The sequence below is a fragment of the Rappaport israeli genome (assembly GCF_001888055.1).
In the GTDB taxonomy this organism is placed as follows: Bacteria; Pseudomonadota; Gammaproteobacteria; order Cardiobacteriales; family Cardiobacteriaceae; genus Rappaport; species Rappaport israeli.
The window spans coordinates 59,176-75,510 of record NZ_LXHZ01000023.1; the positions used below are offsets into that span (position 1 = coordinate 59,176).

At 44.4% G+C, this 16,335-nt stretch carries 16 protein-coding genes and 2 pseudogenes; 3 read left to right on the forward strand and 15 right to left on the reverse strand.

Annotated features, from left to right (window positions below; all coding sequences use genetic code 11):
* Positions 1-206 precede the first annotated feature (206 nt).
* From A5N84_RS07145 to A5N84_RS07165, 5 genes are read right to left on the reverse strand one after another with little or no spacing between them, the layout of a single operon-like run.
* Positions 207-728 carry an ankyrin repeat domain-containing protein gene (locus A5N84_RS07145; RefSeq protein ID WP_072281819.1) on the reverse strand — a complete coding sequence of 174 codons (522 nt, stop codon included), beginning with the start codon at positions 726-728 and terminating at the stop codon, positions 207-209.
* Positions 729-2,183 (reverse strand): pyruvate kinase, encoded by a 1,455-nt coding sequence (gene pyk, locus A5N84_RS07150; protein WP_072281838.1) that lies wholly within the window; start codon positions 2,181-2,183, stop codon positions 729-731.
* A gap of 34 nt (positions 2,184-2,217) precedes the next feature.
* Positions 2,218-2,814 (reverse strand): 5-formyltetrahydrofolate cyclo-ligase, encoded by a 597-nt coding sequence (locus A5N84_RS07155; RefSeq protein ID WP_072281820.1) that lies wholly within the window; start codon positions 2,812-2,814, stop codon positions 2,218-2,220.
* A gap of 3 nt (positions 2,815-2,817) precedes the next feature.
* Entirely contained in the window at positions 2,818-3,447 is a 630-nt protein-coding gene (locus A5N84_RS07160) for a LysR substrate-binding domain-containing protein (protein WP_233120030.1), read from the reverse strand.
* 8 nt (positions 3,448-3,455) lie between these two features.
* The gene (locus A5N84_RS07165; protein ID WP_072281822.1) at positions 3,456-3,779 is read right to left on the reverse strand and encodes a LysR family transcriptional regulator; all 324 of its coding nucleotides are present in this window, start codon (positions 3,777-3,779) and stop codon (positions 3,456-3,458) included.
* 136 nt (positions 3,780-3,915) lie between these two features.
* Between A5N84_RS07165 and cysK the strand changes: the two genes are divergently transcribed.
* On the forward strand, positions 3,916-4,863 hold the full coding sequence (cysK, locus tag A5N84_RS07170) for a cysteine synthase A (RefSeq protein ID WP_072281823.1): 948 nt from the start codon (positions 3,916-3,918) through the stop codon (positions 4,861-4,863).
* Positions 4,864-5,405: 542 nt separating this feature from the next.
* Positions 5,406-6,392 carry a hypothetical protein gene (locus tag A5N84_RS07175; RefSeq protein ID WP_072281824.1) on the forward strand — a complete coding sequence of 329 codons (987 nt, stop codon included), beginning with the start codon at positions 5,406-5,408 and terminating at the stop codon, positions 6,390-6,392.
* 159 nt (positions 6,393-6,551) lie between these two features.
* Here the strand turns inward: A5N84_RS07175 and A5N84_RS07180 are convergent, their stop codons facing one another.
* From A5N84_RS07180 to rimO, 3 genes and pseudogenes are all read right to left on the reverse strand, one after another.
* A complete protein-coding gene (locus A5N84_RS07180) occupies positions 6,552-6,740 on the reverse strand; it encodes a hypothetical protein (protein ID WP_143324873.1) in 189 nt (62 codons plus the stop codon).
* A gap of 218 nt (positions 6,741-6,958) precedes the next feature.
* A complete protein-coding gene (locus tag A5N84_RS07185; protein WP_072281826.1) occupies positions 6,959-7,252 on the reverse strand; it encodes a hypothetical protein in 294 nt (97 codons plus the stop codon).
* A 119-nt stretch (positions 7,253-7,371) separates the two neighbouring features.
* Positions 7,372-8,708: pseudogene (gene rimO / locus A5N84_RS07190) on the reverse strand (30S ribosomal protein S12 methylthiotransferase RimO).
* 149 nt (positions 8,709-8,857) lie between these two features.
* On the opposite strand from rimO, the pseudogene gpmA reads away from it, so the two are divergent.
* Positions 8,858-9,630 (forward strand): annotated as a pseudogene (gene gpmA, locus A5N84_RS07195) (2,3-diphosphoglycerate-dependent phosphoglycerate mutase).
* Positions 9,631-9,736: 106 nt separating this feature from the next.
* Here gpmA and trpA read toward each other — a convergent pair.
* From trpA to A5N84_RS07230, 7 genes are all read right to left on the reverse strand, one after another.
* Positions 9,737-10,474, reverse strand: coding sequence for a tryptophan synthase subunit alpha (gene trpA / locus A5N84_RS07200; protein WP_072281827.1), 738 nt, complete (start codon positions 10,472-10,474; stop codon positions 9,737-9,739).
* On the reverse strand, positions 10,471-11,688 hold the full coding sequence (gene trpB, locus A5N84_RS07205; protein WP_072281828.1) for a tryptophan synthase subunit beta: 1,218 nt from the start codon (positions 11,686-11,688) through the stop codon (positions 10,471-10,473). The genes trpA and trpB overlap by 4 nt, the downstream gene beginning before the upstream one ends.
* A gap of 3 nt (positions 11,689-11,691) precedes the next feature.
* On the reverse strand, positions 11,692-12,324 hold the full coding sequence (gene trpF, locus A5N84_RS07210; RefSeq protein ID WP_072281829.1) for a phosphoribosylanthranilate isomerase: 633 nt from the start codon (positions 12,322-12,324) through the stop codon (positions 11,692-11,694).
* Positions 12,321-13,103, reverse strand: coding sequence for an indole-3-glycerol phosphate synthase TrpC (trpC, locus tag A5N84_RS07215; protein ID WP_072281839.1), 783 nt, complete (start codon positions 13,101-13,103; stop codon positions 12,321-12,323). Before trpC ends, trpF begins: the two co-directional genes overlap by 4 nt.
* A gap of 80 nt (positions 13,104-13,183) precedes the next feature.
* Positions 13,184-14,179 carry an anthranilate phosphoribosyltransferase gene (gene trpD, locus A5N84_RS07220; protein WP_072281830.1) on the reverse strand — a complete coding sequence of 332 codons (996 nt, stop codon included), beginning with the start codon at positions 14,177-14,179 and terminating at the stop codon, positions 13,184-13,186.
* On the reverse strand, positions 14,176-14,748 hold the full coding sequence (locus A5N84_RS07225) for an anthranilate synthase component II (RefSeq protein ID WP_072281831.1): 573 nt from the start codon (positions 14,746-14,748) through the stop codon (positions 14,176-14,178). Before A5N84_RS07225 ends, trpD begins: the two co-directional genes overlap by 4 nt.
* Positions 14,745-16,148 (reverse strand): anthranilate synthase component I, encoded by a 1,404-nt coding sequence (locus A5N84_RS07230; protein WP_072281832.1) that lies wholly within the window; start codon positions 16,146-16,148, stop codon positions 14,745-14,747. The genes A5N84_RS07225 and A5N84_RS07230 overlap by 4 nt, the downstream gene beginning before the upstream one ends.
* Positions 16,149-16,335: the final 187 nt, after the last annotated feature.

A 16,335-nucleotide genomic window follows, 5' to 3' on the forward strand; every position in this document is an offset into this window, starting at 1 on the left:
CGCCTGAACTCAGGATTAGAGAAAACCAAAAGAGACGGTACTTTCCAAGAGTTGCAATGTAAGTATAAATTGCTATAAATAGATAACAATATATTTTCTTTAAAAGAATAGCCCCCAATGTAAGAGCATTGGGGGCTATTTCATATTCAGCCAAATCATTATTTTTAATCTATACAAAATAATGATTTGTAGGGAGAATATTTGTTTTATAAACCTGCTATTTTGGCGCGCATTTTTTGCCAATTTTCAGCTTGATTAGGTACACGCGCTATCAACAAATCCAAAAATTGTAGTGAATTCAGTCCATTTAATGTTTCTTTAGGGCTATCTATTTCTAACCAAGGATTAGCGCCTTGCTCTAATAAATAATCCATCAAAGCTAAATTTTTATGCAAAATCGCGGTATTAAGCGGCGTTAAACCCATTAAATCCGCTTGATGAATATCACATCCTCGCGCAAGTGTTGCCTCTAAAGCTTGCACCACCTTCTCATGCGCCACAACATCAAGCCCATCAACAGATACAAGTAATGGCATCACAGGTAGCACCTTATCCCCATCAATGACAAAACACTGTTGCTCATCGGCATATTGCAAATCCAACATTAAGGCGAGCGCCTGCTGAGGCGCGGTATTTTCATCAATCTCTTGTGCTTTAACTTCCAACAAACCAAGCGCCATAAAAATGGCGCTTAGAATGGCGGTTTTTAACCGTTGTTGATGTTTCATTTAATTTGCTCGTACAATTTGTAGCGTATTGGTTGAACCAGGTTGTCCCATATTAATACCGCTAGTAATCACATACAAATCACCACTATTTAATACCCCGCGCCATTGTAAATACGATTCCGCCTCAGAAATGCCAATATGATGGTCTTTGCTTATATCTAACATTAGCGGACGCACCCCACGATACATACACATTTTGCGCTGCACTAATTTATTGCTTGTAAGGGCATAAATCGGCACATTAATGCCAAAACGGCTAATTTGAAAAGCTGTTGAACCACTTTCCGTCAAAGCAATAATTGCCTTAGCATTGAGCTGTCTGGCGGTAAAGACGGCACCACTTGCAATCGTATGGTCAATGCGTTTACTAGATTGCACCTGAACATCTGCGCTGGTAAGCGGGTCTTGAGCCTGCTCAGCAGCTGCACAAACCAACGCCATAGTGCGAATGGTTTCAAAAGGATACAACCCAACCGCCGTCTCAGCACTAAGCATCACCGCATCACTGCCATCTAATACGGCATTAGCCACATCACTCACCTCTGCACGCGTTGGTACAGGATTGGTAATCATGCTTTCCATCATTTGTGTAGCGGTAATGGTAAAACGGCGCATCTCACGTGCTTTTTTGATGATAATTTTTTGCAATGCTGGCACAGCAGGATTGCCCACCTCAACCGCTAAATCTCCGCGCGCCACCATCACGCCATCACTTGCTTTGATAATTTCTTCTAAATTCGTAATCGCTTCAGTGCGCTCAATTTTTGCAATCAAACCAGGTTGCTGACCGCCAGATGCTGCTTGTGCAACCAATTGGCGCGCCAATTCCATATCCGCACCTGATTTTACAAAGCTTATTGCCAAATAATCTGCCCCAATAGCAACCGCTGTTTTCAAATCTTGATGGTCTTTATCCGTTAAAGCGGCAGCTGATAACCCACCGCCTTGTTTATTAATCCCTTTATTACTTTTTAGAATCGCATCATTTTGCACAATCGTATGGATTTCATCCTCTTCTACATGGCTGACCACCAAAGTCAACAAACCATCATCTAATAACAAGACATCGCCTGCATTTACATCTTTAGGCAAATCACGATAATCCAAGCCAATGCGCTTTTGATTGCCCTCACCTTGTAGCGCGGCATCTAAAATTAACGCATCCCCTTCTTTTAATTCAATTTTGCCATTTTCAATTTTCCCCACACGAATTTTGGGGCCTTGTAAATCTGCAATAATAGCCACCTCACGCCCCGCCCGTTCAGACGCTTCCCGCACTCTTTGCGCATTTTCTTGGTGAATTTCAGGAGTTCCATGACTAAAATTAAGTCGCACCACATTCAGCCCCACCCGAATCATATGCTCAAGCGTTTCTAAATCATTACTTGCAGGCCCTAAAGTCGCGACAATTTTTGTATGATGCGACACACGGGTTAATTCTCTTTGCTTAGTCATTTTTTGCTCCTTACTTTTACTAAAAACAATCTCTTTAAAAAAACACATCAAACCAGCGTGCTTGTAATTCTGTCACAATCCCTGCCAAAGGCACATCCCACGGATTAGGATAAAGGGTTGTCACTTGCTGGCAAGCATAAGCAAATCCCAGTAATAACGGCGCTTTTTCTCGTATTTTATTGGCAAAAGTGCGGTCATAATACCCTCCCCCCATCCCCAAGCGATTCCCCAAAGCATCAAACGCCACCAAAGGCATCATCACCACATCCAATTCCACCTCAGCCATACAAACCACAGGCGCTAACAATCCAACGGCATCTTTTTCCAAACGCTGCTTAGGCAAGCCTTTTTGTGCATAAAGCCCCCACGCTAGTGGCGCATTTAACTCAACAACCTTTGGCAAATAAATCGTATAACCTGCCTCTATCATCGCCTCATGCAAATAGCCTGTTTCAATTTCCTCAGGCATAGATAAAAAACTCGCCACCTTTTTCACATTCTGACCTGATAACAGCGCCATTGCCTGCTTTGTTGCAGTTAAACTTTTATTTTGTCGCGCATCAAATGCCATCGCTTGCCTTTTAGCGCGTATTAACTGCCTTAAGTCATGTTGCGCCTTTTGAACTGCCATGATCTAAATCACCCATCCCTCATTGGTCGGCAATTGCAACATCGCCCGTTTAATTTGCCCCTCAGTTAGAGTTGGAATAATACGCCGAATGGTAAAAAGGTGGTAGGATTTTAAGCGCTTTAAGCGGTGCCATAATAAATACGTCTGATAGTTCGGTAGCCACGCACTTAAATCAATTGCCACCAAATCCTTATCCGCTTGCTCATCATATGCCATATCAGCAATCACCCCCACACCCAACCCCTGACGCACATAACTTTTAATCATATCGCTACTTCTAGCGGTAAGCACCACATTGGCTGTTAATTTTTGCGCCTGCAAATAGCGCACCAAGCTCGACTGTCCCTTAAAAGAGGTTACATAAGTAATCAACGGATAGGCGCAAATTTGCGCAAGAGAGCGCACCTTCTCACGTGCCAACACATGCTCTTTTGGTACTAGCAAAATCGACGACCAAGACGATGCTTGCAAATAACATAAATCATGCAAATAAGGCTGATAATCCAACAAATCCGCCGCAGAAATCCAACCAATATCCACCTCACGCTCATTAAGCAGTTGTAAAATCTGCGCATTAGTTCCCTCCACCACATGCACTGGTACTTTAGGATAGTGGGTTTGAATCTCGCCCATCATCGGCGTTAAACGATAAGTCGCCAGCGTATTTGTGGTGGCAAATACATCACCCCATCTTGCTGAGCTAATTTTTGCGCGCTACATTGCACAATCTCATCACCAAGCTTAAGCATCTCTACCACTAATGGCATAATCTCCTGTCCAAAATCTGTAAGTCCTAATAAACTCTTAGACCCACGCGTAAAAATAGGCGAATTGAGTTGCTCCTCTAACGACTTAATATATTTAGACACCGCAGGTTGGGATAAATGCAACGCCCTAGATGCATGCGTAACACTAAACCCATGCTCATACACCGCTAATACACATTGAAGCTGTTTTAATTTCATGTCTTTAAATCTTGTATCTTATCGCTATAAACTTACTATAACTTTTTGGCATAGTATTATAAGAAAGCCAACCTTGCCAATTCTAAGCACAAAGTCCTACCATAACCCTCAATCATTCTAAGCAAAAGGACAACACATGAAATATAACTCCATCCTCGAAACCATCGGACGCACCCCCATTGTGCGCCTAAACCGCCTCGCCCCAAAACACGTGCAAATGTATGTTAAAGTTGAATCCTTCAACCCAGGCGGTTCTGTTAAAGACCGCCTCGCCTACGCCATCATTCACGATGGCGAAAAAAGTGGGCGCCTTAAAAAAGGGCAAACCGTTATCGAAGCCACCTCAGGTAATACTGGCATCGCCTTAGCCATGGTTTGTGCAGCTAAAGGTTATCCCTTTGTTGCCGTGATGACAGAAACCTTCTCTGTTGAACGACGCAAACTCATTCGCAGTCTAGGCGGACGCGTTATCCTAACCCCAGCGGCTGAAAAAGGGCTTGGCATGGTGCGCGTTGCTAAAGAACTTGCAGAAAAAAATAATTGGTTTTTAGCCAACCAATTTGCCAACCCCGCCAACCCCCAATATCACCGCGAAACCACCGCTGCCGAAATACTCAGCGACTTTGCAGGTGAACGCCTAGATTATTTTGTAAGTGGCTATGGCACAGGCGGCACCATCTCAGGGACAGGCGAAATTCTAAAGGCTGCGCGTCCGAGCCTAGAAATCATCGCCGCCGAACCCACAAACGCGCAACTACTCGCAGGCAAAGAATGGAGCGCCCATAAAATCCAAGGTTGGACACCTGATTTTATCGCGCAAACAATGAATCAAAACATCTACGACCATCTCATTGCTGTAGGAGATGAAGAATCGCGAGATACCGCCCTATCGCTTGCCAGTCAAGAAGGCATCCTTACTGGCATTTCAGGCGGTGCAACCTTCAACGCTGCCCTCCAATTTGCCGAAAAAGCCCCAAAAGATTCCGTCTTTTTGGTGATGCTACCTGATGCCTCAGAGCGCTACATGTCCACCTTCTTATATGAAGGCATCAACGAAGGCAGCGACGAACACCTCCTACCCTAACTAACTAACCCCTCATAATTTCTTTAAAACCCACAAAGTGCAAAGCTTGTGGGTTTTTTTATCTTCAAAGCCATCTCTACGACTATAAAACTTATCCCCAAAACCTGTGGATAACCTTGTGCAAAAACAGTCAAATCTGAAATTTTTTGAATGAACACGCCGACTTAACAAATTGATTAATTTTTAAACGCATAAAAATAACACTATTAAAATCATATACTTAAAAAACATCTTTGTTCTTAATAAAGATTTTTTCCTTGCAATAACTCAATGTCGAACCCTAGCGCCTCATGCGCTTGCTGTGTATAACTTATTTTAGTCATCAGCGCACTATAAAAAGTTTATAAAAACTCAAGCCATAGCAAAAAACACCTCCACAACCCACTGGTGAATTATTTTTAACTTAAGCGTTCATGTTTTAAGTTGCCCCCCAATAAATCACTATATAATATCCAACCGTTTTGTTTTTACTTTGAAAGTAAAAATAAAACAATCTCGGGTCTGGGTAGCATTTCCTTTTTTTAAACTACAGGAGTAACTGAATGAAAAACATCATTTCCGCGCGCGCATCGCGTCAATTTAGCTGGGGCGCTGTGATTGCAGGGGTTGTTGTCGGCGCTGTCGCCTCAATGATTGTCCTTGCAATTGGTGCATTTATCACCTTCTTATTTGGACTGTCTTTCTCATTAACTGGTTTTATGGGCTTATTTTGGTTTGCCCTATCAGCTTTAGTGGGTGCATTTGTAGCAGGTAACGTTGCTGTAAACGCACAAGCTCCTGCTACCACTACGGGCAATGTCGTCTATCAAGCGGTCACTAAAACACATGCCACTTTAACTGGCGGTGTAACCGCTGCTTTATTAGTGTTATTTACCACTTTCTTTGCAGCTAGCGGTATTAGCTCTATTATCGGTGCAACAGCAAGCGCAGTTGGCACAGTAGGAAGCGCTGTTGGTAGCGCAATTGGCACAACTGCACAAACTGCAGCTGTTGCAGGCGCAAACGCTGATTTTAACTTTGACCAACTGCCAAGCCTAGAAGAGCATTTAGGCAATATCAGTGAAGATGAAATTGCAGAAGTCCTTTCTAACAACACCACAGAGCTTAGTGAAGAGCAAATCAAAGCTATTGGCAATGTAGTTGCACAAACTATTAAGCAAAGCCAAAGAAGCGTACAAAGAAACATTCAAAATGTTAGATTAAGTAACATTGATGATTTCCTAAAAGCGCATTTTGAAGCAGCGAAAGAAAAATTAACCGATGACGAGCTTATCACTCGCCTACAACGCGAAGGACTTACTCGCGCTCAAGCCATCGATGTTCAGCAATACATCGTAAACCAAGCGAAAGAAGTAGAACAACAAGCACAAAAAATGGTTGTTGAAGCTAAAAAAGCATTGGTTAAAACTGAAAAAGCTATACGCAGTGCTACACGTTGGACCGCCTTAAGCTGGTTAATTAGCACCATCTTAACGTTCCTTGCAACCCTTGCTGGCGCGCATTCAGCGGTTGCTCGCATTCGCGACTAAAAGGATTGATTTGACTAAAGTTCAATCAATCTAACTTAAAAAACGCAGTCTTTGGACTGCGTTTTTTTCATCTTTTGCTAAAAATACTGCCTTTACATCAAAAATACATATAAAAAAACCAGCGTTTAACACTGGCTTTTTACTTTCTGCAGTACTAATTTATTTCTTAGATATTCCTACAGCGACTTCCAACATCTTAATGCTTGCCTCACATTGCGCGCCACCCACCTTGCGCCCATGCTCATCCAATAAATCCCAATCTGCGGATAGTTGTTTAATCGTTTGCGCCTTACTCTCTTTCGTCTGTTCTTTTAACTGCGGGATATCTTTTGCCGCTTCATAAGTCAAATCAACCAAATCCTTTGGGTATTATCTCCACAACCAGTAAGTAACAACCCACACGCCAAAACCATCATTATTTTCTTCATACATAGCCCTTCTTTTAGTAATAAGCTCAAATTACACGCCACAGCAAATCAATCCTAAATAGAGATAATTCTAAAGCAAAACTTGAACCCATAAAAAAACCAGCGCTTAGCACTGGTTTTTAGCTGAAAAGTGAAAATTTAAGATTTAGCTTGTGCTTTCATTGCTTCAATAACTACTTTCATCTGCTCAACTACAGCAGCACAACCTTTTTTAGCTTCTGCCTGATCTTCCGCGCTCATTTTTTCCCATTCCTCAAGAGAGTGTTCAATCATTTCTTCTTCTGTCATCTCTAAACTTGCTTTCATTTCAGGATTAACTTCAGCCGCTTCATAAGTTAATTTAATAAGTTCTTTACATGCTTTAGGAAAATCACTTGCCTGTGATGATAGTGATAATGCTGCTACTAATGCACCAAATAATACTTTTTTCATTTATAGTCCTTTTAAATTTAAATTATTACCGCATCTTATCTGTGTTTTCTATAAAATGCGGCGCGCAGTATAGTAGTAATCTATGCGCCTCGATGTTATTTTTCATCCGTAAAAATTTTTTAATAAACCTGAGCATATAAATCATGCACATCTGCATCTTCAATTTCCACATGCACGATTTGCCCTCTCTCCACCCCATCAATCTGGCTAATATGCACCACACCATCAATTTCTGGCGCGTCATAGGGGGTACGGGCAATAGCGCTATGATTTTCACTATCTACCTCATCAATTAACACTGGCAACACCTGACCAATTTTTGCCTGCAATAAACGCGCGCTCACCTCATCCTGTTTTGCCATAAAACGCGCAACCCGCTCTTGTTTAACCGCCTCATCTACGGCATTTGGCAATGCATTAGCACTAGCGCCCTCAACAGGTGAATAAGCAAAACAACCCGCACGATTAATCTGCGCCTCTTCAATAAATTCTAATAATTCTTCAAATTCCTGCTCTGTTTCACCTGGAAAGCCGACAATAAACGTACTACGAATAGCAATATCAGGGCAAATATCGCGCCATTTTTGGATACGCTCTAATGTTCTTTCGATATTTCCAGGGCGACGCATCGCCTTCAAAATACGTGGATTGGCATGTTGTAGCGGAATATCCAAATACGGCAAAATTTTTCCTTCTGCCATTAAGGGAATCAAATCATCCACATTAGGATAAGGATAGACATAATGCAGGCGCACCCACGCTCCAAGCGAACTTAAATTCTCGCATAATTCTAATAAGCGCGTTTTCACTGGTTTACCGCCCCAAAAATCTAATTTATGTTTTTTATCCGCGCCATAAGCAGACGTATCTTGCGAAACCACCAGCAACTCTTTCACTCCTGAGCGCACCAACGCCTCCGCCTCGCGCATCACATCCCCTGCCAAACGACTATTCAAACGCCCACGCATGCTTGGAATAATGCAAAAACTGCATTTATGGTCGCATCCTTCTGAGATTTTCAAATAGGCGTAATGGCGAGGCGTTAAGCGCAATCCACTATCAGGCACCAAATCCACATAGGGATTTTTTCAGGTTTAGGCACCGCCTCATGCACCGCTTCCATCACCGACTCATAGGCCTGCGGGCCAGTAATCGCCAATACTTCTGGATGCAATTGGTAAATCATCTCAGGTTTAACGCCCAAACATCCCGTTACAATCACCCGCCCATTGGATTCAAGCGCCTCACCAATTGCATTGAGCGATTCTGCCACCGCCTCATCAATAAACCCGCAAGTATTGACAATAACCACATTGGCATCTTCATAAGTATTTACAATGCGATAGCCATCAATAGACAATTGCGTCAAAATGCGCTCAGAATCTACCAGCGCTTTCGGACAACCCAAACTAATAAACCCAACTGCAGGCGCAGTCGCTTCAGACAATGTATTCATGATGATAATTCTATTTTTAGAGTAAAAAAAAAGCCTGACAGGCAAGCCAAACAAAAGCGCGCATTTTATCACAATCACACCATCACCTTGATAATCTCAAAGCCAATCTCTGTTATCATAGCCCTTTTTCAACCCTACAAGGAGCGACTATGAGCCATACCTTAGTTTTATTACGCCACGGGCAAAGCGAATGGAATTTAGAAAATCGCTTTACAGGCTGGCATGATGTTGATTTAACAGACGAAGGGCGAAAAGAAGCCAAACGCGCTGGACAACAACTCAAAGAAGCCAACCTAGGCATCGATACCGTGTTTACTTCTGTGCTTACTCGCGCTATCCGTACCATGTGGATTGCACTAGATGAAATGGACTTAATGTATTTACCTGTTGAACGCAGTTTCCGCTTAAACGAACGCCACTATGGCGCACTACAAGGCTGAATAAAGCTGAAACAGCAGAAAAACATGGCGAAGAGCAAGTAAAAATCTGGCGACGCAGTTTTGACGTTCCGCCTCCCTTTTTAGAAGACAACGACTCACGCTTACCGCAAAACGAACCACGCTATGCCAGCATGGACAGCCAAGCCCTACCGCGTGGTGAAAGCCTTAAAATGACCATTAAGCGCGTGCTACCCTTTTGGCAAGACCGTATCGTGCCAGCGCTTCGTAGCGGTAAAACGCCTTTAATCGTTGCACACGGCAACAGCCTACGCGCTTTAGTGAAATACTTAGACGATATGAGCGATGAGGAGATTTTAGAATTTAATATCCCTACAGGCGTTCCTATTGTTTATGAACTTGATGACAACCTCCGCCCCATTAGCCGACGCTTTTTAGGCAGTGAGGAAGAGATTGCCAAGCTCATGCAAGAAGTTGCCAATCAAGCAAAAAAGCCTAATTTGACTCTTAAAACCCTAGCCTAGAATTTGCGCAAACATCTTAAAAGGGCTAGATTTTTGGAAAGACAACCAATTGATTACTTTACAAACAACGGCAAAGCATCTGCATCTCTTTGCCGTTATCTATTTTCTATAGCGCATCTAATTGCGCGCGCACCTCTTGCAAATACTCATTAACCGCCTGCGCTGAATCGTTAGCAAAGCGCTTAACCAACTCACTACCAATCACCACGCCATCACTAAAAGTTGCAATATTGCGCACATCTTCCACACTGCGAATCCCAAAACCACACACCACAGGCACGCTGGCATGCGCTTTAATCCTAGCGACTTTTTCCGCTAACGTCTGATGAAATCCACCCAGATTATCCCCTGTAATGGCATTCATCGTAACCGTATAAATAAAGCCTTCCGCTTTTTTCGCAATGGTTTGCATACGTTGTTGGCTTGTTGTCATCGCTATAAGAGAAATCAACTTTAACCGGCTGCCTTTTAAATATTGAGCCTTAAAGCGCTCTCCTAACTCAAAAGGCAAATCAGGAATAATCAAACCATAAACATTCGCCCGCTCCGCTGCTTGCACAAATTCCGCGACACCATACGCCTCAATTAATTGATAATACGTCATCAATAAATAGGGCGTTTTAAACTCCCCCTGATGCGCGGTTAATAATTCAAATATTTTTTTTGTTGTCATGCCTTCTTTAATTGCCGCCTGTCCTGCCTGCAAAATCGTCTCACCATCTGCCACAGGGTCTGAAAATGGCAAACCAATCTCAATAAAATCCGCTCCTGCCTTCTCTAACACATGCAAATTTTGCAAAAGTTTTGCATTGCCCATCACATAAGGAATTAATAATTTTTTCATTGCTCACCCTGATTATTTTCTTGCATATAACGTCGCACTGTTTCCATATCCTTATCACCACGCCCAGAAATGGTTACCACAATCAACTGCTCAGGCGATAGTGTTGGCGCCAAGCGCTCTACATAACTCAAGGCATGCGCACTTTCAAGCGCAGGGATAATCCCCTCTAAGCGCGAAAAACCAATCAACGCCTGCATCGCCTGCTCATCGCTAGCATGCACATACTCTACCCGTCCGATATCGTGATAATAACTATGTTCTGGCCCAACCCCTGGATAATCCAACCCAGCAGAAATAGAATGCGCTCCAGCAATCTGCCCATTATCATCTTGGATTAAATACATCCGCGCCCCATGCAATACTCCAGCCTTACCCTTTTGAATAGCAAGCGCATGCTCATTCGTTTGAGCGCCTTTACCTGCTGCCTCCACACCATACAAACGCACCGCCTCATCCTCGATAAACGGATAGAACGTCCCAATTGCATTTGACCCACCGCCAATACACGCCACCACCGCATCAGGCAAACGCCCCTCCTTTTGCATAATTTGCTGTCGAATTTCTTTTCCAATCACACTTTGCAAATCGCGCACAATTGTTGGAAACGGATGAGGCCCTAAAGCCGAACCAAGTAAATAATGCGTATCCTCCACATTGGACACCCAATATTGCAACGCCTTATTCACCGCATCCGATAGCGTCCCCTGCCCACTTGTAACAGGGATAACTTTGGCCCCCAAAAGCTCCATGCGAAAAACATTTGGCGCTTGACGCTCAATATCTTCCTGCCCCATAAAAACCACCAATTCCATATCCAATAGCGCAGCAATTGTCGCACTCGCCACACCATGCTGACCCGCACCTGTTTCTGCCACCAACTTGCGTTTACCCATATGTTTAGCAATCAACGCCTGCCCAATAGCATTATTAATTTTATGCGCCCCCGTATGGTTTAAATCCTCACGTTTAAGATAGATTTTGGCACCACCAAGCGCCTCAGTCCAACGCTTAGCAAAAGTCAAAGGCGTTGCCCGCCCCACATAATCGGTTAACAACTCATTTAACGCCTGCTGAAAGGATTCATCTTGTTTGAGTTGCTGATAAGTTTGCGCTAACTCCTGCACAGCAGGCATCAACGTTTCAGGCACATACTGCCCCCCATAAACGCCAAAAAAACCTAATTCATCCGCTTGAGTTTGAATTTTCTTTGTCATCTTTTAAACCTCCATAGAACGCACCGACTCCAACAGCGCTTTAATTTTCATCTTATCTTTTACCCCATCCCTTTCTAAAGCACTGGACACATCATAGCCCCACTGCCCAAGCGCTTGAGTTTGCAAAAACGCAATTTTAGCGACGTCCAACCCCCCAGCAATCAAATAACGCACCGACGCCCCCGCCAAATCCTGCAAACAGCGCCAATCAAACGACCGTCCACTGCCCCCATAATCAGGCGTTGGCGTATCGATTAAAAAATAATCCACATAGCGCTCAAAGCGCGCCACCTGCGATAACATATCCGCCTTTGCCGCCAGCGCCTTACTTAGTCCCAGCGATGGAAAACATGCGCGAATCTCTCTTACTAATTCAGGCGATTCCTCACCATGTAACTGCACCCCACTCACACCAGCGCCCAGCAAATCCTCCACCACTGACAAAGTAGGATTGACCACCACAGCCACCTTTGCCACCCCCTCAGGCACAGTCGCACACAGGCGCGCTATCGCCTCCACATCAACAAAACGCCTACTTTTTTCATAATGCACAAAACCAACCGCATCTGCCCCATAGCACACCGCCACCGCCACATCCTCTACGCGCTGAAACCCACAGCATTTTACATAACTCATCGTGCGCCCTTATCCAAACACAAACTCGGCAAAAAGCTTGATAAATCCTGCGCCTTCATCAACGCCTCACCCACTAACAAACCATCAATACCAGAATCGACAATACGCGCCACATCAGCCACTGCATGAATCCCGCTTTCAGAAATATAAAACCGCCCCGCCTCATGTTGTTGCATTAATCGATTAGTCGTCTCTACATCGGTTACAAAGCGCGTCAAATCACGGTTATTAATCCCAATAATTTGCGCATTTAAAGCATGCGCCCGCTCAAGCTCCGCCGCATCATGCACCTCCACCAACACCTCCAACCCAAGCGCATACGCATAATCATACAAAACCCTTAATTTTGCATCAGACAAACAATTGACAATTAATAACACCAGCGACGCACCCGCCTGCTTCGCCACATCAATTTGCTGTTTATCTACAATAAAATCCTTACATAACACAGGCAAAGCCGTCTTTGCGCTCAAAGTATTTAACCGCTCAAAACTACCTGCAAAATAACGCTCATCGGTTAAAATCGACACACACACCGCCCCATAGCGCTCATACGCCTGCAACTGTGTCAACATATCGCGCTTAGGAATATCGCTTACCGTCGGACTCTTCGCCTTCAACTCCGCAATCACCGCCAACTTCTGCCTCTGCGCCAACACACGCGCCAAACGAGGTTTATGCGCAACATCCACCGCCTGTAGCGTCGCTAATTTTTCCGTGTAATAACCGCTTTCTAACAACGTCCGCTTATACGCCACAATCTCTGCAAGAATCGACACACCCTTCTCCCTTTTCAAAAAATCAACATGACATCGCACATCATCACCGCGCGTTTTAATCCACCCACACAAAACCAGCCTTATTCTTGCAAAAAGCGCAATAATTCAAGCGCCTCACCCCTTTCTATAATCGACAACGCCAACGCAATCCCCTCCGCCACCGTAGGCGCTTTCTCAGCAATATAAAGCGCCAGTCCAGCATTAAGCAATACCACATCACGCCGCGCACTCTTATCCTCGCACCCTAAAATAGCCAAAGTAATCTCTTTATTCTCCGCACTCGTGCCCCCCTTAAGCGCTGCATTATCAGCAGATTTCAGTCCATAGTCTTTTGCCTCAAGCGAATAATGGCGCACCCCATCTTGCGCATTGATTTCATAAATCAAATTCTCTCCTGCCAAACTCGCCTCATCCATCCCCCCAGCCCCATGGATAACCAACGCACGCTTGCGCCCCAAATTAAATAACGTCTGCGCCACCAACGCCACCTTTGAAGCATCAAACACCCCCATCATCTGATAATCCAACGCATAAGGATGAATCATAGGCCCCATTAAATTAAACAACGTTGGCAGGGGAATTAATTGACGAATCGGCTGTAACACTCGCATCATCGGATAAGTATTCATCGCGCTTAAAAAAGCCAAATTCACCACCTCCATTCGACGTGCCACCGCCTCAATTGGTGTAATAGCAATCCCTAGCGCATCTAATAAATCCACCCCCCCACTTTTAGACGTAATCCCCTTATTGCCATGCTTTAACACCTTCACCCCAGCGCTTGCAACAATAAACGATACCGTCGTAGAAATATTAAAACTCCCAACCCCATCGCCCCCCGTCCCACATACGCACATACTCCCAGCCAAGCGGGGTTGTACAGGATAATTACTGTTGATTAAATAATGCGTAATCGCCGTTAACTCCTTAGCGCTCTCCTGTTTCATCTTCATCGCCACCAACAGCGCCGTTTTATCCGCCGCCGCCAGCTCATCAGAAAACAACAACCGCGCAAACTCTTGCGCCTCATTCTCATTAAGTTCTTGAAACTGCATTAATTTTTTTAAAATATTCATACCACCGCCTCTTTTTCCTGCGCCACAATCGCCACAAATTCACGAATAATCGCCTCACCTGCTGCACAGGCAAACGATTCAGGATGATACTGAATACCAAAATGCGCGCGCCTCTTATGTTCAAACGACTGAATCGCGTCCGCCGTTGTCCCTGTAATGCGCAAACAAGATGGAAACGACGAACGCTCACTGACCAACGAATGATAGCGCATAATATCAAACCCTTGCTCTGCAAAAGGATACAAACGATTTGGCTTTTTAACCGTCAACCAATCCAATTTCCCGTGTTTGACCTTCTCGCCGACAACCACCCGTCCACCGTAATAACACGTCAACGCCTGCGCCCCCAAACACACCCCCAAAATCGGCTTATCTTGAAAATGCTCAATAATATTCATCAAAGAATCATCATCCAGCGGATGCCCTGGCCCTGGGGAAATCAACACCCCATCTGCTTGATAATCAGGGGTGAATTTATCTGGCGTAATCACCTGAACATCAGTATATAATTTCAGCAAATTCACTAAGTTATAGGTAAAAGAATCAAAATTATCAATCACTAAAATCATGGTGAAACCTCCAACAAACTGCGCGCCTTAATCTTTGTTTCTTGCAACTCCTTTTCAGCTTGCGAGTCATACACCACCCCACAACCCGCCTCCACACTCACCCGTTGCTCATCAACGACCATTGTGCGAATCGTCAGCGCAAAGTCCAAATCATGATTGCAATTAATATAGCCCACCCCACCTGCGTAAATGCCTCGTTTTTGCTGGCGCGTCTGATAAATGCGTTGCATCGCGCGAATCTTCGGCGCACCCGAAACCGTCCCTGCTGGCAACATTGATACAATCAACTGCAAAGGTGAAATAGACGCCTCAAGTTCCCCCTCCACCACCGACACAATATGCATCACATGCTCAAAACGCTCAATCTGCATCAAGCGACTCACCACCACACTCCCAGCCTTCGCCACACGATTAATATCATTGCGCCCTAAATCTACCAACATGCGATGCTCTGCTAACTCCTTCTCATCGCCCAACAATTTCTCCGCATTGCGCGCATCTTCTGCCTCTGTATGCCCGCGCGCAATCGTCCCTGCAATAGGATTAGTCGTAATCGTGCGCCCTATTTTCTTAATAAAACTCTCAGGTGATGAGCCAATAATCGTGCCAAATTCACTCTCTAAATAATATAAATAAGGACTAGGATTTTGCCGCTTGAGATTTTGATATAACTGCCGTTTCAACACCCCAGCCTGCGCCACAGGAAAATGGTGCGCATAAGAATAAATCCTCGACGGCACCACCTGAAACATATCCCCTTTTGCAATCAACGATTGAAAATAGCGCACTTCCTCTATAAACGCCTGCTCAGAAAGATTACATTCCACCTCGCCACGCTCAGGCGCTGGCAAAGGCGGTTGAAACAATTTTAAAGACCGCAACTGCGCCTGCATTTGCTCTAATTGTTGCGCCAATGCCTCCTGTGTGCGACCAGAAAACAAATTACTTGCAATTAAAAACAACTCTTCCTTGTAATGGTCAAACAAAAACACCGACTCCACCATACTAAACACCGCATCAGGATATTTCCCCTCCACCTCAATCTCTGCTAACAACTCAACAGTATGGCGAATCAAATCAAAACTACAAAACCCAATCAATCCAGAAACAAATGGCAAATGCGCCAACGCCTCAGGCAAGAAATCTACCTTAAAGGCATTAATCCATTCATCTAATGTAGCAAATGGCGACTGCTCAACCCTCTGCACCCCCTCAGGCGTGATGATTTGCAACGCCTCATCCTCTAAAACCACCTGCCCATATGGCGCAAAAGCCACAATAGAATAGCGCCCCTTTTGCTCATTTGTCCCTGCACTTTCTAATAGCAAAGTCGACGCCTCAATTTGCGCCAACACCTCAGGGGTAATATCTGCATTTAATTTTTTAAATAAAATATCCATTCCATAATCCCAAAAAGCCAAGCAATATCAATAAAATATACCCAAAACACCATAAAAACGCTTCATAAAATGACAGAGCGTTGTTACAGTCAACTATAACACAGCACATAAATTACACCAACCCCGAAGAAAAACTTTTTTATTCTCACCCTCTCGCCCTCTCGCCCTCTCGCCCTCTCGCCCTCTC

Bases quoted from the DNA above. Each gene is read 5' to 3' on its own strand.
- cysK (WP_072281823.1), top strand. From the start codon at position 3,916: ATGAAATATAACTCCATCCTCGAAACCATCGGACGCACCCCCATTGTG.
- A5N84_RS07155 (WP_072281820.1), bottom strand. From the start codon at position 2,814: ATGGCAGTTCAAAAGGCGCAACATGACTTAAGGCAGTTAATACGCGCT.
- trpF (WP_072281829.1), bottom strand. From the start codon at position 12,324: ATGAGTTATGTAAAATGCTGTGGGTTTCAGCGCGTAGAGGATGTGGCG.
- A5N84_RS07160 (WP_233120030.1), bottom strand. From the start codon at position 3,447: ATGGGCGAGATTCAAACCCACTATCCTAAAGTACCAGTGCATGTGGTG.
- trpD (WP_072281830.1), bottom strand. From the start codon at position 14,179: ATGAATATTTTAAAAAAATTAATGCAGTTTCAAGAACTTAATGAGAAT.
- A5N84_RS07175 (WP_072281824.1), top strand. From the start codon at position 5,406: ATGAAAAACATCATTTCCGCGCGCGCATCGCGTCAATTTAGCTGGGGC.
- A5N84_RS07230 (WP_072281832.1), bottom strand. From the start codon at position 16,148: ATGGATATTTTATTTAAAAAATTAAATGCAGATATTACCCCTGAGGTG.
- pyk (WP_072281838.1), bottom strand. From the start codon at position 2,183: ATGACTAAGCAAAGAGAATTAACCCGTGTGTCGCATCATACAAAAATT.
- A5N84_RS07145 (WP_072281819.1), bottom strand. From the start codon at position 728: ATGAAACATCAACAACGGTTAAAAACCGCCATTCTAAGCGCCATTTTT.
- A5N84_RS07225 (WP_072281831.1), bottom strand. From the start codon at position 14,748: ATGATTTTAGTGATTGATAATTTTGATTCTTTTACCTATAACTTAGTG.
- trpB (WP_072281828.1), bottom strand. From the start codon at position 11,688: ATGACAAAGAAAATTCAAACTCAAGCGGATGAATTAGGTTTTTTTGGC.
- A5N84_RS07165 (WP_072281822.1), bottom strand. From the start codon at position 3,779: ATGAAATTAAAACAGCTTCAATGTGTATTAGCGGTGTATGAGCATGGG.
- A5N84_RS07185 (WP_072281826.1), bottom strand. From the start codon at position 7,252: ATGAAAAAAGTATTATTTGGTGCATTAGTAGCAGCATTATCACTATCA.
- trpA (WP_072281827.1), bottom strand. From the start codon at position 10,474: ATGAAAAAATTATTAATTCCTTATGTGATGGGCAATGCAAAACTTTTG.